The sequence below is a fragment of the Maridesulfovibrio ferrireducens genome (assembly GCF_900101105.1).
GTDB lineage: Bacteria > Desulfobacterota > Desulfovibrionia > Desulfovibrionales > Desulfovibrionaceae > Maridesulfovibrio > Maridesulfovibrio ferrireducens.
In genome coordinates this window covers 253,209-278,284 of the sequence record NZ_FNGA01000003.1, presented here as the reverse complement: position 1 = coordinate 278,284, position 25,076 = coordinate 253,209, and the positions used below count along the sequence as shown (strand labels likewise).

Sequence of the window (25,076 nt, the reverse complement as noted above, 5' to 3'; positions counted from 1 at the left end):
CTTTCCTCCGAATAATTTATGATTTAACAATACATGATTTGATACACCGTGCAACAGTTATAACTTTCAAATACTGACTATGAAGATTGTAAGTTATAAAAAGAAATGATAGCCCGTCCTGATATGGTTATAAAGAATAGTTTGCCCGAAAAGGAAGTCGCTAAAAGAGCAAAAGAAATATATTCTCGTCTACTGAAGCGATACCCTGATCCAACGCCTGAACTTGACTGGAAAAACGGATGGGAACTTTTGGTTTCTACCGTTCTTGCTGCGCAATGTACTGACGTGAGGGTCAACAAAATAACTCCCGCACTTTTCGCAAAATGGCCCGGCCCTGCAGAGCTTTGCAAAGCGGACGTTACAGATATTGAAAGTGTGATCCGCTCAACGGGATTATTCAGAAATAAAGCCAAAAATCTCAAGGCCGCCGCTATCCTTTTAATGGATGAATTTGACGGCGAGTTGCCACGCAGCATGCAGGAAATGACACGACTACCCGGAGTCGCACGCAAAACAGCCAACATAGTGCTTTCCAATGCAATGGATGTACACGAAGGCGTTGCCGTCGATACTCATGTAAAACGTCTTTCGTTCAGAATGGGATTAACAGTAAGCACCAATCCCATTATTATTGAAAGAGATCTGATGCCGCTGTTTAAAAGAGAAAACTGGGGAATTGCAAACCACTTACTGGTACTCTTCGGACGCGACATATGCCCCGCCAGAAGCCCTAAATGCAATATTTGTCCACTAAACGATATATGTCCTAAAAACGGAATTGAGAAAAAATAATGACTGAAAACACAACAAAACCCGGCACTTTTAAAATTCATGCAACCGATGGAAACGCACGCCTCGGAACCCTGACCACTGCCCACGGTGACATTGAAACACCTGTTTATATGCCTGTCGGTACACAAGGAACTGTTAAAGCTGTTTCTCCGCGCGATCTAAAAGAAATCGGGTCACAAATTATTCTGGGCAACACATATCATCTCTATCTAAGACCCGGAGATGAATTAATCGCCCGTAGAGGCGGTCTGCATAAATTTTCCAACTGGGATCGTCCTATTCTCACAGACAGCGGCGGTTTTCAGGTTTTCAGCCTTGAATCAATCCGCAAAATAACCGAACAGGGAGTCGAATTCCGTTCTTACTTAGACGGCTCTAAACATTTCTTTTCACCTGAAAAAGTTATTTCCATTCAAAAAAACCTCGGTTCAGATATAATGATGGTTCTTGACGAATGCGTCGGATACGGAAATGACCGTGAATACACAGAGCGTTCTCTTGAAATGACTACCCGCTGGGCACAAAGATGCCGGGATGCTTATCCCGTAGGTTCCGGCGATCAGTTAATGTTCGGAATTATTCAGGGCGGGTTCCACAAAGATCTACGCGAAAAAAGCCTCGAGCAACTCACTGAGATCCCATTCGAAGGCTATGCCATCGGCGGATTAAGTGTCGGTGAACCTATCCCTGATATGTATGACATCCTCAGGCACATCGGACCTAAACTTCCACAGGACAAACCAAGATATCTGATGGGGGTCGGAACTCCACTTGATATTCTCGAAGGAATCGCCAACGGCGTAGATATGTTCGATTGCGTACTGCCCACAAGGAATGCACGCAATGGAACCCTTTACACCAGCCAAGGCAAAGTTAACATCAAACGCGCTCAGTATCGCGAAGATGATTCCCCTCTTGATCCCAACTGCGATTGCTACACATGCAGAAATTTCAGCAAAGCATATCTGCGCCATATTTACACAGCTAAAGAGCTGCTTTCATCTCAGCTTAACTCAATTCACAATTTGAGATTCTTCTTGAATCTGACCGAGCAAGCACGCGAAGCTATCAAGAATGGTACTTTTGCAGATTTGCGCAAGAAATACGAAGCTGTTTACGAGCCTGTTGTATAAGGAAAGAGAATGCCTCTGGCGGCTTAAACCTTTTTGGGAAAAGGGTTTAAGAATCCCAAAACTTTTTAATGATTTGGTCTTTAGCGAGTATCACTTAAAGGCTTTTATAAGGGGCTATTATTTTAAAGCTTATTCGAAATTTGTTTGCGCTTTTAGGAGCGATCACCTTTTTAGGAATTGTGGCTGCTGCCATACTTTTCTTTTACGCTCCTGCTATTTTGCAACAAACGGATAAACTGGAAAAAGCAGATGCAATCGTCGTACTAGGCGGTCAATATTTCCGCCCCATTTATGCGGCAGAGCTTTATAATGAGGGCTATGCTCCTCAAATATTAGTCAGTAAGCCTATCATATATACAGAAGTAAAAGCTCTTCGCGACCTAGGTATTAACCGCAAATTTCAATGGGAAATTTATCGGGAAGTTTTGCTTAAAAAAGGTGTACCGGAAAGTAGTATTAATTATTTCGGTGAAGATAGCATGAGCACTATTGATGAAGCTGAACAGCTGAAAAAAATGTTCAATGAAAAAAAATCTGACGCAGACATAAAAAAGATCATTCTCGTTACATCACCGCTTCATACCGGACGAGCCGGTAAAATCTTTCGTGATACGCTTCCTGACAAAGAATTTATTGTAGTTGCCACGCCATACGAACCGATTTCCGAAAAATGGTGGACCAACTTTCGCACGGCTCCATATATAATTTTAGAAACGACCAAGAATATTTATTATTATTTAGGTGGGGCTTTCAGAAGTTCTGAACAGCGTTAAACGATAAAAAAACAACCTCCCGAAAATCAAAGTTACCTCATCATTCCGGAAGGTCGCTAAACGCATTAAGTTAACTGACTGATTTTATTTTTTACAGCCCCATTTGTTTGACAAGCTGTTCAAGAATAATATCAATCTCATCAGATTCAGGAAGGCTCAGAACATTGCCATCCATCATTTGCCGCTCTACAAGTCCTGCCAGAGGTGGAATCGTCGTATACCACTTTGGAAGATGCGGAAGATCGGGAGGAATGCCGCCCATATAGCGATTGATAACCATAGCCTGATTATCAAGTCCCAACTCCAGCCCCATGCGCCCTACGTCGGATGCAGTCTGAAAACTCCGCAAACTTGGTTCAGTTACAACGACAAGACCGTCAACATAGGTAACTGTCCCTCTTCCCAAATGCTCCACTCCGGCTTCAAGATCAACCAGAACGCAATCATCACTATCCATAACAACATGCGCGAGAATAGCTTTTAACAGCGCGTTGGCATCACATGCACACCCGCCTCCCGCATTCGTGAGTCCACCCATGACAAGAAGACGTTTGCGTCCGGGAATTATCCCCGGCAAAGGTTTTGAGGATAATGGAATATCAACAGCCAAATCATCCGGCAAATCGCCAACGTCCGGGTTGAGATTTAAAAAACCACCTTCATGGATACGTTCATGCACAAGGTCTTTTCTGCTGATTATAGGCAGTGGCAATGACTCAGGATCAAGCCCTGATGCCTGTCCGAGTGAAAGAGCTGTATCCGCATCAATCATCCAGACATTATGCCCGTTCCTAGCCAGCCAATCCGCCATCCATGATGTGACAGAGGTCTTTCCGACTCCACCTTTTCCTGCAAATGCCAGTTTCATAAGCTGCTCCTGATATTCCTATTCGCTAAGTCCGAGTCCCTTACGCTTAGCCTTGATACGTATATCAAAAAGTTCAGCGGCCTTAACGGGATCAGGTTCGATAACAAAAGAAGCACCTACAAGATCTTCAAGACCTGAAACGGCAAGGTTCGTGACAGTTTCAGAACCGAGAATATTCGGAGGATGACCAAGATGAGTATAAATTCCACTTGCAACGGCATATAAGCCGATAGCAGCGGCTTTTTCAGAATACCATTCAGGGGAAGATGCTCCGACGGGAAGATCACTGATATCAACATTCAGAGCATTGGCCAGTGCGGCACAAAGTTGCAGGATACGCGCATTATCTACGCAAGAACCGTAATGCAATACAGGCGGGATACCCAGTGCTCCGCAAACTTTTTTAAGACCCGGTCCGGCCATTTCTATAGCCTCCGGCACAAGAAGTCCGGCTTTGCCTGCTGCGGTTGTTACGCATCCGGTTACCAAAACAAGAATATCCTTCTTGATCAGCTCCTTGGCAAGGGTGACATTCATGGAATCCTGTTTAATTTTTGGATTATTACACCCAACGATACCAACTGCCCCACGTACATCTCCGGCAACAATCGCCTGAATCAGAGGATCAAGCGTTCCGCCGAGCGCAGATATGACAGCTTCGTTTGAAAAACCAGTCATAATTTTTACGGGTTCACATGGGATATCTACACGGGACGCATCACGTTCGGAATAGGCTTTAACTGCCAGACGGACGATTTCACGAGCCTGTTCAAGAGCGTTGCTCGGATGAATATCAAAATGAATAGCTCCGGTGAAACGGGCTTTTTGCGCGGTATCAATAAATCTGGTGTGATAACAACCGGATATCTGAACAAGACTAGGCATAATACACTGGTAATCTACAACCACAGCTTCAACGGCTCCGGTGATAATTGCCAGTTCTGTCATAAGATGATTTCCTGCCATAGGAATGCCCTGACGCATCAGCAATTCATTACCGGTGCAGCAGAGTCCGGCAACGTTAATTCCGGTGGCTCCGAGAGCTTTTGCCTCGGCTATAATCTGAGGGTCACGCGCTGCGGCAAGAATCATTTCGGAAACAACGGGATTATGCCCGTGTACGAGAATATTAACTTTATCTTCTTTGATAACGCCTAAATTAGCTTCAGACATAGAAGGAGACGGAGTCCCGAAAATGACATCTGAAAGCTCAGTTCCGATCATAGAACCGCCCCAACCGTCAGAAAGCGAAGTTCGAGCCGCATGAATCATTGTGTTAGGAGCATCGTTATCGCATCCCATATGCGTGCGATGCATCATTTCTGCTATTTCGCGATCGACACCGCGAGGAGTCATACCAAGCTTTTTCCAAATGTCTTTACGTTTTTGAGGAACGCGTGAAAGAAATGAAATCTGCTTTTTACGACTGCCGAAATCTCCGAAAAAGACTTCTAAAAGATCGGTTGCAACAGCTTTAACATCACGTTCAGCAACTGTGACTCCGACCTCTTCAGCAATCCGCCTAAGCTTAGGTTCGTCAGTAATTTTATAATCAGTAGTTTCGCCAGTTACAATAGCTTCAAGGACTTCAATCAAATCACGACCATGATCAGAATGACCGGCTGAACCACCAGCCACAAAACGACCGAAATTGCGGGCAACAACAACATCTGCATCTGCGCCGCAGACTCCGCGAGGTGCTTTAGCTGTGATTTTACAAGGGCCCATGGTACAGTTGCGACAGCTGAGACCTTGTTCGCAAATTCTGCAATGAGGAGTTTGATGCTGGAGCCTTTCGTAAACGGTGTCGATTCCCTCAGCTCTGGCCTTGGTTATCATCGCCTGCGCATCATCCCATAAAGAAAGCTCTTCTACCGGACGTGGTTCCTTTGCCATACTTTCATCCTCCCTGTTTTAAACGGATAAAGACAAAATATTTGTCTCAAAATAAAACCTGCATTCAGATTCGTGATTCCAATGTAAACAGTTCAGAACAATTTGTTTGTCGGATATCCGACAAAACAGGTATAAAATTTATATAAAAATAGACAAAAAACATTATTAGGAAAGATTCTAACAAAAAACCTTACGAGTTAACTACATCTTCAAGCGCTTTCAAATCAGGAACAAACCATTTTGAGCGAGCGCGTTTTACAACAAGTCCTTCGCGAACCATATTATTGATCAAAGTAGAAACGGTCTGACGAGTTGCACCAAGAATTTGGGAGAGTTGTTCAATAGTCAAATCGAGCTCAAGCTCAAAACCGCCATCAACGGGAATTCCTGAAACTTGGGCTTCTTTGAGAAGGTAAGCTGCCAAGCGAGCATAAATATCTTTAAAGGCCAGACCGCCGATTACTGAAAATGAATTTTGCAGAATTTTACCGAGCACACGAACCATAGTTCGATTGAAAAGAGGAATTTCGACCATACACCGTTTTACAGACTGAACATCTGTTGTCAAAAGAGAACTATCCTCGAGAGCCTGAACAAAACATCCGGCATGAGTAGAATAAAGATCTCCCGGTTCCAAAATACCGAGTGTGAACTCTTTATCCTCATACCCAAGATAAATCCGCACTCTCCCTTTTTCGACAATAAAAACCAGATTTTCTTCCTGATCGGGGCTAAAAATAATCGCGCCCTTCTTAACACGGCGAGAATTAAACACATCTCGAAGATCTGCGAGCTCGGTCCTTTGCAATTCATCAAGAAGATTTATGCCGGAAAACTTCATAAGGCTCCCGTTTTTATTCTGTAGAAAGCTCTACCAACTCATCAACTTTTTCCGAGCACGAAGTCTTCTGAATCATTTGATCGGCACACAAAGCAAGTGAAATATCTTTACCGCTGTCTACAAGAGCCTGCCGCATATCATCGACAATATTAGAAATATAGACCATGCACGAACTGCTGACTTTTTGTGTCACCTCATCACCATGCCCGGTAAGAATTGAAATAATTCGCAATAATGAAATTTTTTCAGGTGATACAGCAAACGTATATATATCCTTTTCAGCATCCTCGTCACTTCCTTTGACCAGGATACCACCTACCACGAATTTATCCAGCATAGAGCTTAAAAAGCTAACGGGAACACCCATTTCCGTTGCCAAATCCTCAACATAATAAGCAGATTCCGCGCGATTAAACCTGACGCTCATTAGACTCAAAGCCAGCAAAGATATTTTTTGCAAATCTTCCATACTGGCATCCGGCATAAAACGCTGCTGACGGTAAAGCATTACATTTTGAACAGCATAACTTATTTCGGAACCCAGCAGAACTATAATCCAGCTCAGATACAACCAAAGCAAAAAGAGAGGGAATTGTGCAAAACTTCCGTAAATTGCATTGTACTTGCTTACGCCTACCTGCCAATTAATATAAGCCCACTGAGCCATTTGCCAAACGGTTCCGGCAACAATTCCCCCTACAGCCGCACTGCAAAGACGAACCCGCGTGTTAGGCATAAAGGCATAAATAAACGTAAATGCCACCCAGATTAAAACTAACGGAGCCAGTTTAATAAAAAAACCCTCAATTTCTGAAATACCATAAATGTTATCCAGAGATGAAAGCATTCCTTGTTTACTGATTGAAACACTGACACTTGTTGCCGCAATGACGGCTATCGGGCAGATAAATATTACTGAAAAGAAATCTGTAAACTTCCGCCAGAACGTCCGGCCTTTCTTCACTTTCCAGATCACATTAAAAGCCTTTTCAATAGTTCCAACTGTAGACAAAACAGTAAAAAGTAAAGCCGCAATACCGACGACTCCTAAAGTTTTTACATTTGTATTATCCACATATTCAAGCATCTTAGTCACAACTTCTTCCCTGCCGGCTGAAACCTTAAGGAGTATCTCGTGTATATATGAAGAATCCTGAAAACCGATTCCTTTCAAAATGGAAAAAGCAACAGCTATAAAGGGAACAATTGAAAGCATAGTGGTAAAAGTTAAAGCGGAGGCTCTGATCATACACTGATCTTTCCAAAATCCGTAAAAAACAAGATAAAGAACGCGGGAAAATGTATAAAAAATTCTACGCACAAATCCCGCTTTATGGGAATCCCAGTTCCAAATTTCATTCAGAAAAAAATCTGAAACTTTATCTCCAATTTTTCCTGCAGTCATCAAGAACCCCCTTAAAAATCGGACCCCGAAACAATCCAAATAAATAACAGCATCTTCTACAACTTAAATGACTATATCAGAATAAAAAGTTTCTGAAAAACCTAAAAGACTGTTCCGGCAAACCTAAAACATCACTGAAAACATCGTTCCAGCGCTGAAGTCCCAAAACATTAATCTGAGGATCACTCAGTCTGCCGGAAACATGAACATCAACCCCTGAAATAGCATCCAAAAAGGCATTTACAATTTTCAGATATAAATTCGGCAATTCAATAATGTCTGCATTAACGTGCAGGTTAATAGAATCAGCGGGAATATTAAATCCCCCTTTAGCTGTTGCACGCATATAATTTGTATTCAACAAGTAATCTTTAACAACAAAAACACCATCTTTTCCTTTAATTACACCTTTTAAAACGGAAAAAGATGTAGGCTGAGGTATTTTTATTTCTTCACCTTCTTTATTTAATTTAGCAGCAAAAAGGTATGATCCGTTGACAACCTTAAAAGCATAACGGCCGCTCAAAGTGTCAATAAAATCTATATTCGCGCTGGAATTACCACTAAGCTTAACTGAGGAGTCAGCTGTGCCCTTGACATAGGCTCTGCCTACATAATCAGCAAAAAACAGACCCGCTTGAAATCCTCTAGCCTCCAGATCAGTGGTTAGAGCAACAGTACTGTTTTTGAATCCTATAGACAGCTTCCCAGCAATATTTCCTTGATGAAAAATACCCTTGATATTTTTAATGTTGATTACTGATTGCCGCATATCGACATCTGCACTCAATCTGCTTCCACCAAAATCAAAAATGCGGAAGGCGTCACACTGAATTTTTCCTGTTGCATTAATTGAGTCCAGAAAAGTTTGCGGGAATTTCCATTCCGCAACTTTAGGGGTTACAGCCTTTCTCGCTCCAATCGGTCTTTCTGTGATAGCCGGCTCATCCGGAGGCAGGAATCTATCCACATTGACTTTATCAGCCTGCAAAACAAAATTAAGAACTGGCTTTTTAAAATTCGTAAGATTCAGTGTTCCCTTTGCATTTGAATTATCAAGAGTGCAGCGATTAATGTGCATTTTAAGATTATCGCCATTAACCTGATAAGAACTATCAAAAGCAACCGAACGGAAAGCTTCAGGATCATTAGTAGCAGGCTTATTTACACCCAAAATAGCAAAAATATCCGAACAACTCGTTTCTTTAAGTAGAAGACGGCCCGTCACTGCGGCAGTTTCTGACCCTAATCTTTTCGCGTTAAGATCTCCTGAAATTTTAACTTTGCCGCTATTTATAACAAAGCTATCAAACTTGATGCTTTGATTTTTTAAAGCTGCGCCTCCGCTGCAAGTAAGCGTAATCTTCTTTTTAATCGGTAATGATTTACCGTCTAAAGATAAGACCAATTTACTGCCCTCAACCCGAAAGTCGTTCTTGCTATGTCTCGATCCGAAAACATTACCTGAAAAGTCTCCGCCTACCGAAATCGAAGGATTTGATAGTACACCCGAAAGTTTAACTTTCAAATTACGCCCGACCAACCCTTTTCTTACGGAGGTAGTAAGAGGGGCGGCGATAATTCCCATATGAATAGTCTGAGCATGCAGCTGTTTAAACTGAGCAGGGACATCCTTGGAATTAAGAGAAGCTTTAACACTTTTCCCATCCACACAAATATCTGCTTTAAGATTTTTAACAATTTCACCGAAAGTTTTACCACTTGAACTCAAAGAACCAAGAGTAAAATCAACCTTCCCCGAAGTAAGTTTTAATCCGTCAATTTTAATAGGTAACTGAGACAAAGACACTGACGAAACTGACCCCGCCCCTGAAAGAAACAGCGTATCTTTTTCTTTTTGTTTATCAAAAGCCAGGTCAGCTTTGATTGCAAACTTTCCATCCAGATAAGTACCATCTTTAACACTGATGCTTGCAACCTTGGGCCCGGGGGAAACAGACAAACGGCAATTATCCATACGCAAACCGTTATAAACAAATTTACCGATTTCGACTTTTCCATTGCAGGGAATACGCCGAACAAGATCCGCAATGATCATATCTTTAAACTTATTTTTACCAGTACCGGAATTTAAATTAACAGGCTGAACAGACTTCTTAAGCGCAAAAAGTTTGGTATAATCATCGAGAACAATGCTATCCGCGCGAACGTCAAACTCTGCCCACGGGTTTGCATAATCCCGCAAAGAAAATTCACCACGAAGAACAGTATCATCAATCGCTAAAACTAAATTTTTAAGTTCTGTTTTTTTCAAAGTAGAATGGAATGCAACAGAAAATGATGCCGAATTAAGCACCTTGTCCATTTCAGGAGGTATTTTTTTAGGAATGAATCTGGAGAAAAGAGCTTTAGGATCAAATTTGGTAGATTTAAGCTCACCTATAAAATCAGGAGAATCGTAAATATTACTACATATTGCAGAACCGGTAAGACGAACACCCATACCTTGCAAAACAAGGTTCTGAACATCAATTTTACCTTGAACTAAATCAAAATTAAGCGAAGCGATTCCTTCGATAGTACCATCAGAGCCCAAAAGTTCGTCACTCTCTACATGTATCGAAAGAGATGTTTCCGAAAGAGCTACCGACTTGTCTGCAAATGAGACATGAAGCAGCCCTTTAACTCCGGTAGCAGCCTCAATACCAAATAAATCACTATCAACATTTGCACTGACAACAAAAGCAATAGGACTGTCTTTTATGAGAGGCCCGGTTCTGATATTTACACCGGAAAGATTAAGCTCATTCCCTGTTGCAACGTCTCGATAAACACAGGTAGCATTCTCTACGCTTACCCCGCGAACGGATATAGATTTACATAGAACGAATCCTCCGCCTTGCTGATCATCAGAGCTTAAATTTTCAAATGGTAAATTCAATTTACCGTCTTTTCCTCTATCAACTCTGACCACGGGAGAATCGACTATTATTGTATCAATTTCGATTCGCCCAAGAATAAGCGGTAAAAGGCGAACTTTAAAATCTATATCACTAACAGTAATCTGAGGAAGAGAATCTTCTGACGGAACCCCGCTAACAGATACGGATCCTGTATGAAATCCAATCCACGGGAAAAACACGAAATCTAAATTTTTCTCGAAAACAACATTCCGACCTGATACTTTACCTAGATAAGCTTCAAGCTCGCTTCGAGGGCTCTCTGATTCAATATAATAAATTCCACCCATGACTGCGACAAGCAGACATAGATCGAATAATAAAAAAAGAATCCAAAATATTTTTTTCACTCTAAGCAGCACAAGCAACACTCTATTTAGACTTAACAGAATTAATAACTATACCGGACACCTTACCACAATTCATAAGCATAAATATCAATAAAAAGATCTAATAACTTCCATTATTATAAACTATATCCGGCAAGTTAACTTTCGCGACAGAACAATGATGTTTTCATAGGATGACCTGTAATCCCGGCGACAACTGGACATTTTACTTTAAAAGCATAGTAAACATCAGGCATAACTCCCCATAAAGATTCAAAATTACCTTGCCCTTTACTGAGTACAACAGGAGATCTTTTTAACCTTTCATTAAATTCAGGACTGCATCTTTCGAGCACAGTTCCCGGAGTATCCACACCGGAAGTAACAACCTCGCATACATCGGTCATACCTACAAACTTTGCATCTTCAAGTGTAGCATCATTAAGAATATTCTTGCCTCTGACAGCATAGGTTACCTTGACCCCTTCCGCCTGTAATAATCCGGTAAAAATAGTATCCAGTCCGATTTCACCGGCATTATCCCCAAGAATTAAGAGCGATTTATCAACTCTGACCTTCTCTACAAAAGATGCAAACAAAGAACGATCCAGCCCTTGCTCGAGGTGCCCTAATTCAGCTTCCCAGTCGAACTGCTCCATCAGAGCGCAATCCATATAATTACCGATAATTGAAACTCCCATCGCAGCAAGCAGCGGATCAGCACTTCCATATACAGTTTCAGTTATACTTGGAAGCAATTCCATTACACGCTTGTTAGCTTCATCCTTCTGAACTTTATAAATATCCACATCACCGATATGTTTTGAAGTCATCCGGAAAAGTCTTCCGGCAAGTGATGGTGGTGATTCACTGAGGTCAGCCTCGGCAAACCCCTTCGCCCATTCACGTATAACAGCTTCATGAACATCTTCCTGCCCGGGACACGCTTTCCGAATTCCGGTTAAAGCCATATTCAAAAAACAAGGTAAACAATCAAGCTGAGTTCTCATTATAATAACCTTCCAAGATACAGGACTATTTTTGATTCATGTCTTCCATAAAACGGGCTAATATTGCGTCTTTAATATTCTAAAACACTACAGCATACTTAGACAACTCACTGTTTTTTATCCTCTTTCATCAAAGGCACAGCAGTTGCTATACCAAAGGTATCAATAACCAAATTAAAGGAGCAAAACAATGCCCATATTAAACAGAAATCAAAATGGCTCCAACTCAAATGGACAAGGAAGTCCATCTAAAGCTGGAACGTCTCAGGGACAATCCGGAGGCCAAGGTTTAGGTCAGGGAATGGGGCAAGGTCAAGGAATGGGCCAAGGCCGTGGAATGGGACGTGGGCTAAGAGACGGATCTTGCCGCTCCATTAATCAGGATTATTCAAATGCAGGCCAAGGTCAAGGTCGCGGAATGGGCCAAGGTCAGGGGATGGGCCAAGGGCGTGGAATGGGACGCGGACTAAGAGACGGATCTTGTCGTTCCATCAACCAGAATTATTCAAATGCAGTCCCGCAGAATGACAATGATTTAGAAAAACGCATTGCCGACCTTGAAGCCGAAAATGAAAGACTCAGGGCAGAGATCGAAAAGTAAATTCACCTTTTAGGATAAGGCGCGATAACCATCGCGCCTTTAATTTTATACCAGTAAACAGGATATACATATGCGGATAGCTATTGCCAGCGGCAAAGGCGGCACAGGTAAAACAACAGTTGCCGTCAACTTTGCAGCCTATCTTGACTCACTCGGAGTAAAAGTAAGCTTTACAGATTGTGACGTAGAAGAACCTAATGCCCATTTCTTTCTGAATCCAGAATTAAGTGCTGAAAAAGATGAATTTATTCCAGTACCTAAGATTGATGAAGATAAGTGTCTTGGTGAATCGTGCAGAAAGTGTATTCAACTCTGCCACTTTAAGTCACTGATATGGATGGTAGATTCAGTCATGGTTTTTGCTGAATTATGCCACGGGTGCGGACTCTGTAAACTTGCCTGTCCCGCTGACGCAATAGGCGAAGGACAGAGACTTATCGGAACAACCTCACACGGAAAAGCCGGAAATATTGATTTTACACGCGGATTGCTTCGAATTGGTGAAGCAATGTCTCCGCCTTTAATTAAGGCTGTAAAAGAAATATCTCCTAAAGCCGAAATAAACATTTTTGACTGCCCTCCCGGCACATCATGCCCCGTAGTAGAATCACTTGGAGGAGCGGATTTTGTTGCGCTCGTAACTGAGCCTACCCCCTTCGGACTTCATGATCTTGATCTGGCTGTTCAGCTTCTGGACACTTTAAAACAACCGTACGGAGTAATTATCAACCGTTCCGGTATGGGCGATGATCGAGTCGAACACTACTTATCAGAAAAGAATATTCCTCTGCTGGGTACATTACCCCACAGCCGCGAAGCCGCCTCGATATACTCAGGCGGTGGACTTCTTTATGATTCAATACCTGGATTTAAAGATGAATTCGCTAAGATTTGGTCATCTATCCAAACTTTCACAGGCGAGGCCAAATAAATGAAACAATTAGTTGTAATAAGCGGCAAAGGCGGCACAGGTAAAACCAGCGTAGTTGCGGCTCTAGCTTCAGTCGGCCCAAAAAAAGTTCTCGCAGATTGCGATGTGGATGCAGCAGATCTTCACTTAATACTTAGTCCTACAATTCTTGAAACTAATGATTTTATAAGCGGAGTACATCCAACAATTGATCCCGAGTTATGTGTTCAATGCGGGCTTTGCGTTGAACATTGCAAATTCGGAGCTATTTCAGAAAATTTTTCAATTATACCTGAAAAATGTGAAGGATGCGGCGTCTGCGCTTTTGTTTGTCCTGCAGAAGCAGTAACGGAACACCCGCGCAATTGTGGTAAGTGGTTTAAATCTGATACTCGTTTCGGCACCATGATTCATGCTGCTCTTGGAATAGGCGAAGAAAATTCCGGCAAACTAGTCACAACAGTACGTAATGCCTCAACTGCTGCCGGTGAAGAAAACGGAGCTGAGATAGTATTGGTCGACGGCTCTCCCGGAGTTGGTTGCCCAGTTATTGCATCGCTCACAAACGCTGATCTTGCTGTCTTCGTCGCCGAACCCACAATATCAGCAGTGCATGACCTTAAGAGAGTCCACAAGCTGACAGAGCACTTCAAAATACCCTCAATGACCATCATCAATAAATGTGGAATTAATGAAGATCAGGAAAACGAAATTAAAAGATTCTGCCTTGAAAAAGAAATCCTTATTGTAGGTGAATTACCATACGATATGGGTTTCACTAAAGCTCAATTAGCTGGTCTTTCCGCAGTAGAATTTGATCCGGATGGTTTAGGGAAAAATATAAAATCAATTTGGGAAAAAATGGAAAAAAACTTTTAAAGGGAAAAACATGTCAAAAGAGAAAATTGTCATCATTGGTTGTACAACAGCAATGGATACCATGTGTATCGGATGCTCTCGCTGCATGGTCGCTTTCAATCGCCGCAAAGGTGAATTTGAACGTTATGATGAATCCGCTGAACTTACTGCAATCATTGGTTGCGGAGGTTGTCCCGGAGTTGGAGTTGTCACACGTATGGCTCACCTGAAGCTTTGGAATACTGCTTTGGATGAAGTACCTACTATAGTACACATTGCACCGTGCATCACTAATTACTGTCCACATAAAGACATCTTAATCGCAAAAATTAAAGCAAAAGCAGGCTGTGAAGTCGTCGAAGGAACACATCATTTCTTCCCTGATCAAATCTTTGCTTAGGAATCTATAAAATGCCTATTTTTGAATACATATGCCTTGAATGTGGAAAGATTTATGAAGAAATATCGAGTAGTGATGCGAACGAAGGCGAATGTCCTTCTTGCGGAAAAACAACTCGAGAAAAACTGATTTCTTCAACTTCAACTCTGACTGGAAAAGAAGCTCCCGTTACTAAACCGCATGGCGGTAAAGGATGCTGTGGCTCAAGTCCTTCAGCAAAAGGTTGTATTCCAGGCTCTTGCTGCGGAAGAACCTGATTTAAGCAGAACAAAAAAAGCTCTAGCAAAAAGGACATTCCCTTTTTGCTAGAGCTTAAAATTTTGTAACTCTTAAAAAAATTAAAACAATACTAATTATCCACCCAGTCGGAAGTTAATCCGACAATGCAAATCCCATTTTTATCAGCAAACTCTATTGATTTATCTAAATCAAAAAAGAGACTTTTGCCGGCTTCAACCCCTAAACAGGTAGCACCAAGCTCTTTCATCCCTTGAACGGTTTTAAAACCGATTGAAGGCATGTCAACACGATCTTCCTGACCAGGCTTAAAAACTTTAACAATAGAACAGCCCTTTCCCCCAAGTGAACAACCGCGCTTAACAGCAGCATCAGTCCCTTCAATAGCTTCAACAGCAGTAATTACGCCTTCACGAACAACGACGCACTGCCCAATATCCATCCGTCCTAATTCCCGTGCGATTTTCCACCCGACAGCTAAATCCTTTTTTTCCATATCTGAGGGCTTACGCTTTGTCAGCAATCCGGCCGGAGTAAGAAGTTGCGGTGCATAAACATGCGGTCCGACGACTTGAAAACCTTCGGATTCAAACTCATCGGTGATAGCTCTAAGCAGAACATCATCACCTTTTGTCGCAAGCTTAAAAAGCAATTTAGCTGCTCTAAAATCTGGACGTATATCAAAAGCTTTAGGTTTATTGATAGTCCCGGCCATAACTACTTTTGTCACGCCGTTTTCTAGGAAAAAATTTATCAATTTAGAGAATTGACCTAACTTAAGTTCTTTCCAGACATCAACTATGCGATGAACTTCATCGTTCGAATGCCCTTTAAAAGATACAGCCACAACACGGTTTCCCTGCGCTGCGGCTCCTTTAGCAACCAAGAGGGGGAATTGTCCCCCTCCGGCAATAAGTCCAATTGTTTCAGATGCACTATTCATAAATTATTCAGGGCTGCGGTCCGCAGGACAAACTCCACGTTCACTATCTCTAACAAAGGTTATTAGCTTCATGACCTCAGGAATTTCTGACATTTCCTTTTCAGCCATTTCTAGAGATTCATCACGGGTAAGTCCTGAACGGAAAATAATTCTATACGCTTTCTTAATTGCCATACAGGTTTTAGAATTAAATCCATGTCTTCTAAGACCAATCGAATTCGGACCGTGCAAAACTCCGCGAATACCTGTCGCCAGCATATAAGGAGGTAAATCCTTAGCAAATCCTGACATACCGCCGAGAAAAGCATATTCTCCAATTCTGACAAACTGATGAACTCCGGACATACCACTTATTGTGACATGGTCTCCGACTTCAACATGGCCTGCTAAATTGGATGAATTAGCAATAATTACATTATTTCCAAGTTTACAGTCATGAGCAACGTGAACGTATGCCATGAGCATACACTTGTTGCCTATACGAGTACTTCCGCCTCCCTCAACCGTACCACGGTTAACAGTGACGAACTCACGAAAAATATTATCATCACCAATCTCTAAAGTTGTCTCCTCTTCCTTAAAACCAAGGTACTGAGGAGCATCTCCGAGAACAGCATTTGAATGAATAGAATTGCCTTTCCCCATACGGGTGAAAGACTTAATTTGAACGTAAGAATCCAAATAGCAATTGTCACCGATAACAGTATTACCCTCAACCACACAAAATGGGCCAATGGTAACGTTGGTTCCGATAACAGCGCCTGGATCAACGATTGCGGTAGGATGAATGCCAGTCGACACTATAAAGACTCCCTGTCTACAATGGCAGCGGAAACTTCGCCTTGAGCAGCAATTTCGCCATCAACAGTAGCAACACACTTCATTTTCCAGATACTCATCTTACTGCGAATTTTGGTAACATTAAGCTCCAACTTATCGCCCGGAACAACAGGTCTACGAAATTTAACCTTATCAATTCCGGTGAACAGAAAGACTTTATCATCAACGTCTATGCCGTCAATACTGAGAACTATCATCCCGCCAGCCTGAGCAAGAGCTTCAATGATCAAAACTCCGGGCATAACAGGTAGACCCGGAAAATGTCCCTGAAAAAAAGGCTCATTCATGGTGATATTTTTAAAAGCTTTAATATGCTCACCAGGCACCAATTCTTCTACTCTATCGACTAAAAGAAAAGGATAACGGTGAGGAAGCATCGACATAATTTTCTGTATGTCGAGATAATCTATTTCTTTTTTACTCATTTTATTTTCCTTTTGCCAGCTCAGCCTCGAGAGCTACAATACGCTTTTCCAGAGCTGAAAGCTTTCGCCCCATATCCGGAAGCTTTTTAATTGAGATTGAACTTCTCAAATATCTACCTTTTTCAAGAAGAGGAGAACCAGCTCCAACAAAACCAGCCGGCACATCATTGGAAACTCCGGATTGAGCGCCAATAATTGCCCCGTCTCCAATTTTAATATTATCTACCAATCCGGCCTGAGCAGCCAAAATGACATTATTACCGAGCTTTGTGCTTCCAGCTATACCGGACTGAGAAATAATTAAACAATCATCGCCAGTTACAACGTTATGAGCAATCTGGACGAGGTTATCTATCTTAGTTCCTGAACCGATTTTTGTAACATCAAGCGCAGCTCTGTCAATTGTGGTGTTTGATCCGATTTCTACATGGTCACCGATTTTGACAGTACCGATTTGAGGAATCTTCATATGCTTTCCTGAAACCTGTGCATAACCAAAACCGTCACCGCCGATAACTGAACCGGGTTGAATGATAACCCCGGAACCGATAACTATACGGGCCATAATAGAACAATTCGGATAAAGGCAACATCCGGAACCTATCTCACAGTCTTCGCCAACATAAACACCGGCAAAAATCTTTGAGTTAGGGCCAATTTTTGCCCCTTTTCCCACAAAAGCAAAAGGATAAACTGTAGCTGTTTCATCAACTTCAGCTTCAGGATGAATAAAGGCAAGTTCATGAATGCCTTCGACACACCCTTGAGGCTTAGAAAACACGTGCATAGCCTTAGCTAAATCCATATACGGATTTTCGCTCAATATAGCAGACTCAACTTGATCCGCATATTTTGCATTAAGCACGACAGCTGCAGCCTTCGTCGTTGCGAGCTGAGCTTCATATTTAGGGTTAGCTAAAAATGAAAGATCGCTTGATCCGGCATTTTCCAGAGTATTGACTCCGGTAATTTCAGTATCTTTACCTGATATAGTAAGCCCCAGCAGGGCTGCGAGTTCTGATAAAAGCATAAATCCCTACTTTTTACCTGCTCTGTAAGCACGGTTCATTTCGAGAAGAATTTCATTTGTTACATCGATAGTTTCGTCTACATAAAGAAATCCGGAAGATCCTTTATCAAAAATAGCAATAAATGAATTTTTCTTAGCATATGTATCAACCGCTGCTTTAATAATTTCTAAAACAGGAGTTCCAACTTTCTGCTCTTCAGCCTGCATTTTTCTCTGAGTAGCCTGAGCAAGGTCCTGGTAATCGCGAACTTTGCGTTTGAACTCTAATTCTTTATCCTGTTTAGCTTCAAGAGAAAGAACAAGACTCTGTTTCTGCAAAGACTGCTTAAGCGCTTCAAGTTCCTTCTGCTTAGATTCAAGCTTCTTTTTAGCAGATACAAACTTCTTTTCCATCTGCTTTTGAGCAGCTTGTCCAGCCTCAGAATCCTTTATCAGTTTGCCCATTGCAGCCACACCGATTTTTTGAGTGCCAGCAAAAGCATGTGCCTGAAAAGCTAGGACTAAAACCAGAACTAAAAATAAAATTTTACGCATTACTCTCTACTCCTTATATTATCTAACGACTCGAATTAGTCGAAAAGGCATGTCAGGTAACCCCGGACATGCCCTTACTCTTCAATAATTATTATCAAACTATTTTAAAAGAACTGCCCCATTGAAAACTCGATCTTATGACGGCTGCTGTCTTTAAGTTTATCCAGACCGTAACCATATTCAACCCTGATCGGTCCCATTGGAGAGAACCATCTTATACCAGCTCCTATACTTTTGTACAGTCCGAGCGTTAGATCGTTTCCATCTGCCTGCTTAGTATCAGTGAAGAAACTGTCCCCTTCTCCCCATGTATTACCAATATCAAAGAAGGTTACACCAACAAGCCCGAATTCCTCATTAATTGGGAATAGAAGCTCGAAGTTCATGAACATCATCTTATTACCACCGATTCGGTCATCGGAGACACTGTCACGAGGAGATATTTCTCTTGAAGAGTAACCTCGGACATCATTAATTCCACCTAAGTAGAACTTTTCAAAGACTGGAATATCACCATCACCGAAGTTGTCATGAATAAATCCAACTTTACCTCTCCAGTGGAAAATCAAATCCCAGAACACAGGAGTGAAATAGTTAGAATCTAAGGTGTACTTGACGTAAGAGTCATCACCCATCAAAATACCGCCACCCATAGCAACTGTTGCGGTATTAAGAGTACCCGTTGAAGGGTTAAACGCCTTATTAGTGGTGTCTCTCTTAAAACCTGCAGTTACAATACTCGACCAGTTATACCCTTCAATATCTTTAATTGACTGAGCAGCTGTCTTTGAAACGTTTGAAATATAATAGTTATCCAAACGATAGTTAGTGAAGAAGTTTGTATACTCTCCGACTGGATAAGAGGCTTCAATACCTGCACCAATTGTCTGTTTATCATAATCGTCAAAGTCTTCATTACGCCAATAGGTCTGAGCTCCTGCTCCCCACAAAGTATCGCCTACACGTGGGTTATAGAAGTTAAGACCGTAGCTGATACTCTTTGAGCTCCAACCACCGTTAAGACCGAAGTCCCAACCGCGCCCGAACAAGTTTCGTTCAGTAATTTTGGCTGAAACGAACACACTGTCCGAGGTAGAATATCCGATACCACCACTGACCATACCAGTGTTTTTATCTTTAACCTTAACTTTCAAATCCATCTCACTGGGGTCACCAGTCGGAATCGGCTCAATATCAACTTCACTGAAGTAGTCCAGCTTATTCAGCCTGACAATTGAACGTTGAAGCTTAAACCCACTGAACTGATCGCCATCAGCAAGACGCATTTCGCGAAGTATTACATTATTACGAGTTTTTGAATTACCCTCGATAATGACCCTTCTGATATGAACTTTCTGACGCTTAGAAATCATGAAAGTAATTGCAACTGTTTTATCTTCGGAATTCTGATCGAATTGAATATTGGCATCAGCGTATGCATAACCGAAGTTCGCATAGAAATCTGAAAGAGCTTTCATGTCCTCACGCAGGACAGATCTATCAAGATATTCTCCGCCGTCCGCCATATCATCGGCAGCAATAATTTCCTTCAACTTGGATTTTTTAACAATCAAGTCACCTCTGAGTTCAACACGACCGACTTTGTAGCGATCGCCCTCAGAAACCTGAAAAGTCACATATATTCCGTCATCTTTTATTTCAACTTCCGGTTCACCGACTTTTGCTTTGATGAATCCACGGTTACCGTAATACGCTAGAATAGCAGCGGCATCACGTTCAAGCAGCTCTTCTTTGAGTACTCCGGTTTTAGTAAACCATGAAAGCCACCCTCTCTCAGTAAGAGCAAGCTGAGCTTTAACTTCTTCAGGGTCCAGCTTTTCAGCTCCCTGAATAATAATGCCTTCAATATAAAGCTTCTTGCCTTCATCAACCTTTAAATTAAGACGGGCCTGAGCGCCTTCACCGTCTACATTATAATCGACTTTGGCCTTATAATAACCTTCTTTACGGTACATTTCACGCACGGTATTAAGGTCATCAGAAAGAACTTTAGGGTTGAGAACTGCACCCTTTTTAGTATTGACGGCAGAAAGAATATCTTCTGAATCTATTGCGTCAGCACCCTGAACGGTAATTGCTTGAATGCGTGGTTTTTCCACAACTTCGAAAACAATTTTCTTTCCACCGGGCACATCACTGACTTTAACTTTTACGTCTTCAAAATAACCGAGAGCGTAAATGTTTTTGAGATCTGCATTGATTTTATATGGAGTGTATATATCGCCGACTTTAATATTAGTCCGCATCATAACGACGTCTTTATCAAGAACTCTGGTTCCTACAACTTCGACATCTGCAATTTTATCCTGACTAAGCAATTCAAGTTTAACTTTTGCAACAAGCTCATCAACAGCAGGCAAAAGATTAATCAATCCTTTTTTGCTCACAAATAACGGAACAGCCGGCTTCATGCCAAAGGCTTCAACTAAACGGACATCAAGGCTTAGATCTTCACCGATCTGACTGAAGCTACCATATATAGAGTAGCCTGAACCAGCGAGAAGAGCCATGTCCTTTGCCGACTGTATGTTCAAAAATTCGTAACCCTGTTCATCAACAAGCTGCATCACTTTTTTCTGATCAACAACTCTAAAACCAGCCTCACGCAATCTATCTGAAACAAGAGTGGGCAGGCTGTCCTTAAGATACTGAGTATCCGCATTAGCATTTACTTCAAAAGGAAGTACGGCAAGCACAATACTGGAGGCATCTTCAGCTTGTGCTTTTTGAGCTCCTGAATTGAGCAAAAACGCGAGAGTTGCCGCAATCAGCAAAAACAGAAATCTAATTCTGGGCATAAAGTTCTCCGGAACGCAACTCAAGCCGGCGTTTCATAATACCGGCCAATTCTATATTATGTGTCACAACTATAAGAGTCATTCCTAGTTCTTCATTAAGGGAAACCAGCATTTCACCAACCATCTTCCCTGTTTTTTCATCCAAATTACCAGTAGGTTCGTCGGCCAGCAAAACTTTCGGCTTAAGCAAAACGGCTCGCGCGATTGCGGCTCTCTGCCTTTCCCCTCCGGAAAGTGTGGTAACCCTATGGTCAAGCCGATTTTCAAGCCCGACCAGTACAAGAGCTTCACGAGCCATTGCAGAGGCTTTTTTCTGACTGATACCTGCCACCATGGCTGGCAGTGCAACATTTTCCAAAGTAGTAAACTCTGGAAGTAAGTGATGAAACTGGAAAATAAAACCTATTTCCCGATTCCTGACTTGTGCCCGCTTCTCAGCAGGCATATCATTAAAATTCATTCCTGCAAAATCAATATTACCCCTACTGGCGGTATCAAGTGTCCCTAAAATATGAAGAAGAGTAGTTTTTCCTGAACCTGACGACCCCATAATCGCAAGGGATTCACCGGATTCAACATTCAAATTTATATTATTAAGTACTTGAACAATCTCAGTCGGACCTTCGAATTCTTTACCGATACCAGTCAGTTCATAAAGTAAACTACTCATATCTCAGAGCCTTCGCGGGTTCAAGAGCTGCAGCCTGTCTTGCCGGATACAAAGTAGCCAGAAAACAAAGCAAAAACGCCGAAACACCAATTATGGTCAAGTCCAACATGTCCATCCTTACAGGTAGATAATCAACAGGATAAACATTGCTTGGTAATTTAATAAATTGATACTTCTTAAGAAGAAGCGCAACAGGCACCCCGATCAGATACCCTAAGCTTGTTCCGATCAATCCTATTAATGTTCCCTGCCACATAAAAATTCTTCTGATACTTCCAGTTGTTGCCCCCATGGACATCAACACCGCAATATCTCTAGTTTTCTGCATAACCAACATAACTAATGTAGTTATGATGCTGAATGATCCGACCAAAACAATCATTGCCAGAATGATAAACATTGCTGTTTTTTCCAGCTTCAAAGCGGCAAACAAATTGGCATTCATCTGCTGCCAATTTCTTATCTGCACTGGATATCCAGAAAGTTCTTTAGCTAAATGTTTACCGATCTGATCAACAGCGTAAACATCGTCAACGCGTATCTCGAGTCCGGACACAAAATCTCTTTTAAAACCAAGTAGATTCTGCGCAGCTTTATTACTTATGTAAGCCAAAGAGGAATCGTATTCAAACATGCCTGTTCTGAAAATTCCCCCGACCTTAAATATGCGCACTTTCGGAGTAAAACCAGCTGCACTTTGCTTTCCTGTCGGAGAAAGCAGATTAACTGAATCTCCAATAACAAGTCCAAGCCTTTTAGCCAACTGTATTCCGATAACAATTTCAGGCATTTTGCTTTCTTTAGACAACGAGTCCACACTACCGGAAATAATATTTCCGGGTAAACTCAGAACCCCTTTAGCTGTAGAAGAATCAAGGCCTCGTAAAACAACACCTTTAACTCCGCCATTGCTGGAAAGCATCACTTCAGAATAGATAAAGGGCGTTACGCCTGTAACGCCCTTTAATTTTTCTATTTTTTCTACCATATGATGATAATTATCTAAAGTACCGTCATATGCTGTCACGATTATATGAGCATTAACTCCGAGAATTTTATCTCTCAGATCTGTAGAAAAGCCATTCATTACACCGAGAACAACAATCAAAGCCGCAACTCCAATTGCCACGCCGCATACTGCAAAAAGTGATATTACTGAGATGAAGGAATTCTTCCTCAGTGTGAACAAATATCTTAATGCGACGAACAACTCAAATTTCATGCGCCACCAGTGCCGGAAGTTGTTTCACTTCTCAGAAGCGGGAACAGAATAACCTCTCTGATAGAGGAACTGTCTGTCAGCAGCATAACCAGTCTATCGATACCGATACCCTGCCCTGCCGCCGGAGGCATCCCGTACTCGAGAGCACGAACATAATCCTCATCCATATGATGGGCTTCATCGTCACCGGCTTCTTTTTCTTCAACCTGTTCCAAGAATCTGCAACGCTGGTCAACTGGGTCATTAAGCTCAGAAAACGCATTGGCAAGCTCACGTCCACAGACGAAAAGTTCAAAGCGGTCGGTAAGTTCCGGATTCTCTTCATTTCTTCTGGAAAGAGGAGATATATCCGTAGGATAAAGATAGATAAAGTGAGGCTGAATCAACTTAGGTTCAACAAGAAGGTCAAACAGTTTAGCTTGAAGCTTACCGAGTTTTTCACCCTCAACAGCTTTTTCGCCAAGTTTTTTGACCAAATCCTTACACTTATCATAATCATTGTATATTTCCGGAGAAACATCACCGATTTTTTCTAAAGAATCATGGAACGTTACGCGATGCCACGCCCCGGGAGTCAAATCAATAACTTCGTCCTGATAGTTAACTTTAGTATCGCCGTTAACAGCATGACATACCTTAGAAATCATATCTTCGGTAAGATCCATGAGGTCCACATAGTTGGCATACGCCCAATAGAATTCAAGCATTGTGAATTCCGGGTTATGCTGAGTGTCGATACCCTCATTACGGAAGTTACGATTAATCTCATAAACTTTTTCAAAACCACCAACCAAAAGACGTTTAAGATAAAGCTCAGGTGCAATACGCAGATAAAGCTTCATATCAAGTGCATTATGGTATGTTTCAAAAGGTTTTGCCGCAGCACCACCGGGAATAGACTGCATCATGGGAGTTTCCACTTCCATAAAGCCCATATTATCAAGATAGTTCCGCAGAGCCCCGACAATTTTCGTCCGCTTCTGGAAAATCTCACGAGCTCTAGGAGTAACGATCAGATCGACATAACGCTGACGATATCTGGTCTCTACATCCTTAAGTCCGTGATACTTCTCAGGAAGTGGACGCATGGATTTAGTGATAAGAGTGACTGCGCACGCTTTCAGAGTTAACTCGTCAGTTTTAGTTCTGAAGAGTTCTCCCTCAACGCCTACAATATCACCAATATCGAATTTCTTAAAAATTTTGTACAGATCCGCACCAAGGTCGTCCCTTGCAGCATAAACCTGGATCCTACCTGTAGGATCCTGAAGGTGAAAAAATGCGACTTTACCGAAGGAACGCAGAGTAAGAACCCTGCCTGCCATCTTAAACTTTTTACCGAGAGTATCTAACTCCTCAGTAGCAGTTTTGTCGTAATTGTCCCATATAAATGAGACATCTGTATCTTTACTGAAGTCATTGGGGTAAAGTTTCACACCTTCGTCGAGAAGAGTACAAGCCTTTTCCACACGATTCTTCAGAACCTGATTGAGTTCGTTCTGAGCTTGCAGAGCCTCAAGCAGAGGCATAAATGATGCCACGTGCTCTGATTTGGTTGCTAGCTTTATTTGCTTCTTTTTGTCGCCGCTCAACTTATTAATTCTCCGTAACCGAATAAA

Annotated in this window: 23 protein-coding genes; 8 read left to right on the top strand and 15 right to left on the bottom strand. The window is 41.9% G+C overall.

What is annotated here, in order from left to right; genetic code table 11:
• The first annotated feature begins 123 nt into the window (after window positions 1–123).
• The 3 genes from nth (at window position 124) to BLT41_RS10480 (ending at window position 2,698) form a co-directional block, all read left to right on the top strand.
• The gene (gene nth, locus BLT41_RS10490) at window positions 124–792 is read left to right on the top strand and encodes an endonuclease III (protein WP_092161619.1); all 669 of its coding nucleotides are present in this window, start codon (window positions 124–126) and stop codon (window positions 790–792) included.
• A complete protein-coding gene (gene tgt / locus BLT41_RS10485; protein WP_092160910.1) occupies window positions 792–1,925 on the top strand; it encodes a tRNA guanosine(34) transglycosylase Tgt in 1,134 nt (377 codons plus the stop codon). Before nth ends, tgt begins: the two co-directional genes overlap by 1 nt.
• A gap of 179 nt (window positions 1,926–2,104) precedes the next feature.
• Complete coding sequence (locus BLT41_RS10480) at window positions 2,105–2,698, top strand: YdcF family protein (protein ID WP_244512247.1); 594 nt, start codon at window positions 2,105–2,107, stop codon at window positions 2,696–2,698.
• 91 nt (window positions 2,699–2,789) lie between these two features.
• Here BLT41_RS10480 and BLT41_RS10475 read toward each other — a convergent pair whose 3' ends face one another.
• The 6 genes from BLT41_RS10475 to BLT41_RS10450 all read right to left on the bottom strand — a co-directional run bounded on the left by BLT41_RS10475 (window position 2,790) and on the right by BLT41_RS10450 (window position 11,968).
• Window positions 2,790–3,566 carry an ATP-binding protein gene (locus tag BLT41_RS10475; protein ID WP_092160906.1) on the bottom strand — a complete coding sequence of 259 codons (777 nt, stop codon included), beginning with the start codon at window positions 3,564–3,566 and terminating at the stop codon, window positions 2,790–2,792.
• A gap of 18 nt (window positions 3,567–3,584) precedes the next feature.
• On the bottom strand, window positions 3,585–5,462 hold the full coding sequence (gene cooS, locus BLT41_RS10470) for an anaerobic carbon-monoxide dehydrogenase catalytic subunit (RefSeq protein ID WP_092160900.1): 1,878 nt from the start codon (window positions 5,460–5,462) through the stop codon (window positions 3,585–3,587).
• Between the two features lie 190 nt (window positions 5,463–5,652).
• Window positions 5,653–6,303 (bottom strand): Crp/Fnr family transcriptional regulator, encoded by a 651-nt coding sequence (locus tag BLT41_RS10465; RefSeq protein WP_092160892.1) that lies wholly within the window; start codon window positions 6,301–6,303, stop codon window positions 5,653–5,655.
• A 13-nt stretch (window positions 6,304–6,316) separates the two neighbouring features.
• Window positions 6,317–7,708: a YihY/virulence factor BrkB family protein gene (locus BLT41_RS10460; RefSeq protein WP_092160890.1), complete on the bottom strand. Its 1,392-nt coding sequence runs from the start codon at window positions 7,706–7,708 to the stop codon at window positions 6,317–6,319.
• Window positions 7,709–7,784: 76 nt separating this feature from the next.
• A complete protein-coding gene (locus BLT41_RS10455) occupies window positions 7,785–10,979 on the bottom strand; it encodes an AsmA family protein (RefSeq protein WP_244512246.1) in 3,195 nt (1,064 codons plus the stop codon).
• A gap of 137 nt (window positions 10,980–11,116) precedes the next feature.
• Window positions 11,117–11,968, bottom strand: a complete 852-nt coding sequence (locus BLT41_RS10450; RefSeq protein ID WP_092160886.1) for a damage-control phosphatase ARMT1 family protein — start codon at window positions 11,966–11,968, stop codon at window positions 11,117–11,119.
• Between the two features lie 190 nt (window positions 11,969–12,158).
• Between BLT41_RS10450 and BLT41_RS10445 the strand changes: the two genes are divergently transcribed.
• From BLT41_RS10445 to BLT41_RS10425, 5 genes are all read left to right on the top strand, one after another.
• Window positions 12,159–12,569 (top strand): hypothetical protein, encoded by a 411-nt coding sequence (locus tag BLT41_RS10445; protein WP_092160884.1) that lies wholly within the window; start codon window positions 12,159–12,161, stop codon window positions 12,567–12,569.
• A gap of 70 nt (window positions 12,570–12,639) precedes the next feature.
• On the top strand, window positions 12,640–13,500 hold the full coding sequence (locus tag BLT41_RS10440; protein ID WP_092160882.1) for a nucleotide-binding protein: 861 nt from the start codon (window positions 12,640–12,642) through the stop codon (window positions 13,498–13,500).
• Window positions 13,501–14,358 carry an ATP-binding protein gene (locus tag BLT41_RS10435; RefSeq protein WP_092160881.1) on the top strand — a complete coding sequence of 286 codons (858 nt, stop codon included), beginning with the start codon at window positions 13,501–13,503 and terminating at the stop codon, window positions 14,356–14,358.
• A gap of 10 nt (window positions 14,359–14,368) precedes the next feature.
• Entirely contained in the window at window positions 14,369–14,737 is a 369-nt protein-coding gene (locus BLT41_RS10430) for a CGGC domain-containing protein (RefSeq protein ID WP_092160879.1), read from the top strand.
• A gap of 11 nt (window positions 14,738–14,748) precedes the next feature.
• On the top strand, window positions 14,749–14,994 hold the full coding sequence (locus BLT41_RS10425) for an FmdB family zinc ribbon protein (protein ID WP_092160878.1): 246 nt from the start codon (window positions 14,749–14,751) through the stop codon (window positions 14,992–14,994).
• A 92-nt stretch (window positions 14,995–15,086) separates the two neighbouring features.
• Here the strand turns inward: BLT41_RS10425 and BLT41_RS10420 are convergent, their stop codons facing one another.
• The 9 genes from BLT41_RS10420 to lysS form a co-directional block, all read right to left on the bottom strand.
• A complete protein-coding gene (locus BLT41_RS10420) occupies window positions 15,087–15,917 on the bottom strand; it encodes an LpxI family protein (RefSeq protein ID WP_092160877.1) in 831 nt (276 codons plus the stop codon).
• 3 nt (window positions 15,918–15,920) lie between these two features.
• On the bottom strand, window positions 15,921–16,718 hold the full coding sequence (lpxA, locus tag BLT41_RS10415) for an acyl-ACP--UDP-N-acetylglucosamine O-acyltransferase (RefSeq protein WP_092160876.1): 798 nt from the start codon (window positions 16,716–16,718) through the stop codon (window positions 15,921–15,923).
• Window positions 16,718–17,182, bottom strand: coding sequence for a 3-hydroxyacyl-ACP dehydratase FabZ (gene fabZ, locus BLT41_RS10410; protein WP_092160875.1), 465 nt, complete (start codon window positions 17,180–17,182; stop codon window positions 16,718–16,720). The genes lpxA and fabZ overlap by 1 nt, the downstream gene beginning before the upstream one ends.
• 1 nt (window position 17,183) lies before the next feature.
• On the bottom strand, window positions 17,184–18,212 hold the full coding sequence (lpxD, locus tag BLT41_RS10405; protein ID WP_092160874.1) for a UDP-3-O-(3-hydroxymyristoyl)glucosamine N-acyltransferase: 1,029 nt from the start codon (window positions 18,210–18,212) through the stop codon (window positions 17,184–17,186).
• A gap of 6 nt (window positions 18,213–18,218) precedes the next feature.
• Window positions 18,219–18,746: an OmpH/Skp family outer membrane protein gene (locus BLT41_RS10400; protein ID WP_092160873.1), complete on the bottom strand. Its 528-nt coding sequence runs from the start codon at window positions 18,744–18,746 to the stop codon at window positions 18,219–18,221.
• A 104-nt stretch (window positions 18,747–18,850) separates the two neighbouring features.
• Window positions 18,851–21,565 carry an outer membrane protein assembly factor BamA gene (gene bamA / locus BLT41_RS10395; RefSeq protein ID WP_092160872.1) on the bottom strand — a complete coding sequence of 905 codons (2,715 nt, stop codon included), beginning with the start codon at window positions 21,563–21,565 and terminating at the stop codon, window positions 18,851–18,853.
• Window positions 21,552–22,235 (bottom strand): ABC transporter ATP-binding protein, encoded by a 684-nt coding sequence (locus tag BLT41_RS10390; protein WP_092160871.1) that lies wholly within the window; start codon window positions 22,233–22,235, stop codon window positions 21,552–21,554. Before BLT41_RS10390 ends, bamA begins: the two co-directional genes overlap by 14 nt.
• Window positions 22,228–23,457: a lipoprotein-releasing ABC transporter permease subunit gene (locus tag BLT41_RS10385; protein WP_092160869.1), complete on the bottom strand. Its 1,230-nt coding sequence runs from the start codon at window positions 23,455–23,457 to the stop codon at window positions 22,228–22,230. The genes BLT41_RS10390 and BLT41_RS10385 overlap by 8 nt, the downstream gene beginning before the upstream one ends.
• Window positions 23,454–24,986 carry a lysine--tRNA ligase gene (gene lysS, locus BLT41_RS10380; protein ID WP_092161617.1) on the bottom strand — a complete coding sequence of 511 codons (1,533 nt, stop codon included), beginning with the start codon at window positions 24,984–24,986 and terminating at the stop codon, window positions 23,454–23,456. The genes BLT41_RS10385 and lysS overlap by 4 nt, the downstream gene beginning before the upstream one ends.
• Window positions 24,987–25,076: the final 90 nt, after the last annotated feature.

Excerpts from the sequence above, each read along its gene's own strand:
- BLT41_RS10435 (WP_092160881.1), top strand. The coding sequence starts at position 13,501 with ATGAAACAATTAGTTGTAATAAGCGGCAAAGGCGGCACAGGTAAAACC.
- BLT41_RS10390 (WP_092160871.1), bottom strand. The coding sequence starts at position 22,235 with ATGAGTAGTTTACTTTATGAACTGACTGGTATCGGTAAAGAATTCGAA.
- nth (WP_092161619.1), top strand. The coding sequence starts at position 124 with ATGGTTATAAAGAATAGTTTGCCCGAAAAGGAAGTCGCTAAAAGAGCA.
- BLT41_RS10465 (WP_092160892.1), bottom strand. The coding sequence starts at position 6,303 with ATGAAGTTTTCCGGCATAAATCTTCTTGATGAATTGCAAAGGACCGAG.
- BLT41_RS10430 (WP_092160879.1), top strand. The coding sequence starts at position 14,369 with ATGTCAAAAGAGAAAATTGTCATCATTGGTTGTACAACAGCAATGGAT.
- fabZ (WP_092160875.1), bottom strand. The coding sequence starts at position 17,182 with ATGAGTAAAAAAGAAATAGATTATCTCGACATACAGAAAATTATGTCG.
- BLT41_RS10475 (WP_092160906.1), bottom strand. The coding sequence starts at position 3,566 with ATGAAACTGGCATTTGCAGGAAAAGGTGGAGTCGGAAAGACCTCTGTC.
- BLT41_RS10425 (WP_092160878.1), top strand. The coding sequence starts at position 14,749 with ATGCCTATTTTTGAATACATATGCCTTGAATGTGGAAAGATTTATGAA.
- BLT41_RS10400 (WP_092160873.1), bottom strand. The coding sequence starts at position 18,746 with ATGCGTAAAATTTTATTTTTAGTTCTGGTTTTAGTCCTAGCTTTTCAG.
- BLT41_RS10460 (WP_092160890.1), bottom strand. The coding sequence starts at position 7,708 with ATGACTGCAGGAAAAATTGGAGATAAAGTTTCAGATTTTTTTCTGAAT.
- lpxD (WP_092160874.1), bottom strand. The coding sequence starts at position 18,212 with ATGCTTTTATCAGAACTCGCAGCCCTGCTGGGGCTTACTATATCAGGT.
- BLT41_RS10385 (WP_092160869.1), bottom strand. The coding sequence starts at position 23,457 with ATGAAATTTGAGTTGTTCGTCGCATTAAGATATTTGTTCACACTGAGG.
- BLT41_RS10450 (WP_092160886.1), bottom strand. The coding sequence starts at position 11,968 with ATGAGAACTCAGCTTGATTGTTTACCTTGTTTTTTGAATATGGCTTTA.
- tgt (WP_092160910.1), top strand. The coding sequence starts at position 792 with ATGACTGAAAACACAACAAAACCCGGCACTTTTAAAATTCATGCAACC.
- lysS (WP_092161617.1), bottom strand. The coding sequence starts at position 24,986 with ATGCCTCTGCTTGAGGCTCTGCAAGCTCAGAACGAACTCAATCAGGTT.
- BLT41_RS10440 (WP_092160882.1), top strand. The coding sequence starts at position 12,640 with ATGCGGATAGCTATTGCCAGCGGCAAAGGCGGCACAGGTAAAACAACA.
- BLT41_RS10445 (WP_092160884.1), top strand. The coding sequence starts at position 12,159 with ATGCCCATATTAAACAGAAATCAAAATGGCTCCAACTCAAATGGACAA.
- bamA (WP_092160872.1), bottom strand. The coding sequence starts at position 21,565 with ATGCCCAGAATTAGATTTCTGTTTTTGCTGATTGCGGCAACTCTCGCG.
- BLT41_RS10420 (WP_092160877.1), bottom strand. The coding sequence starts at position 15,917 with ATGAATAGTGCATCTGAAACAATTGGACTTATTGCCGGAGGGGGACAA.
- cooS (WP_092160900.1), bottom strand. The coding sequence starts at position 5,462 with ATGGCAAAGGAACCACGTCCGGTAGAAGAGCTTTCTTTATGGGATGAT.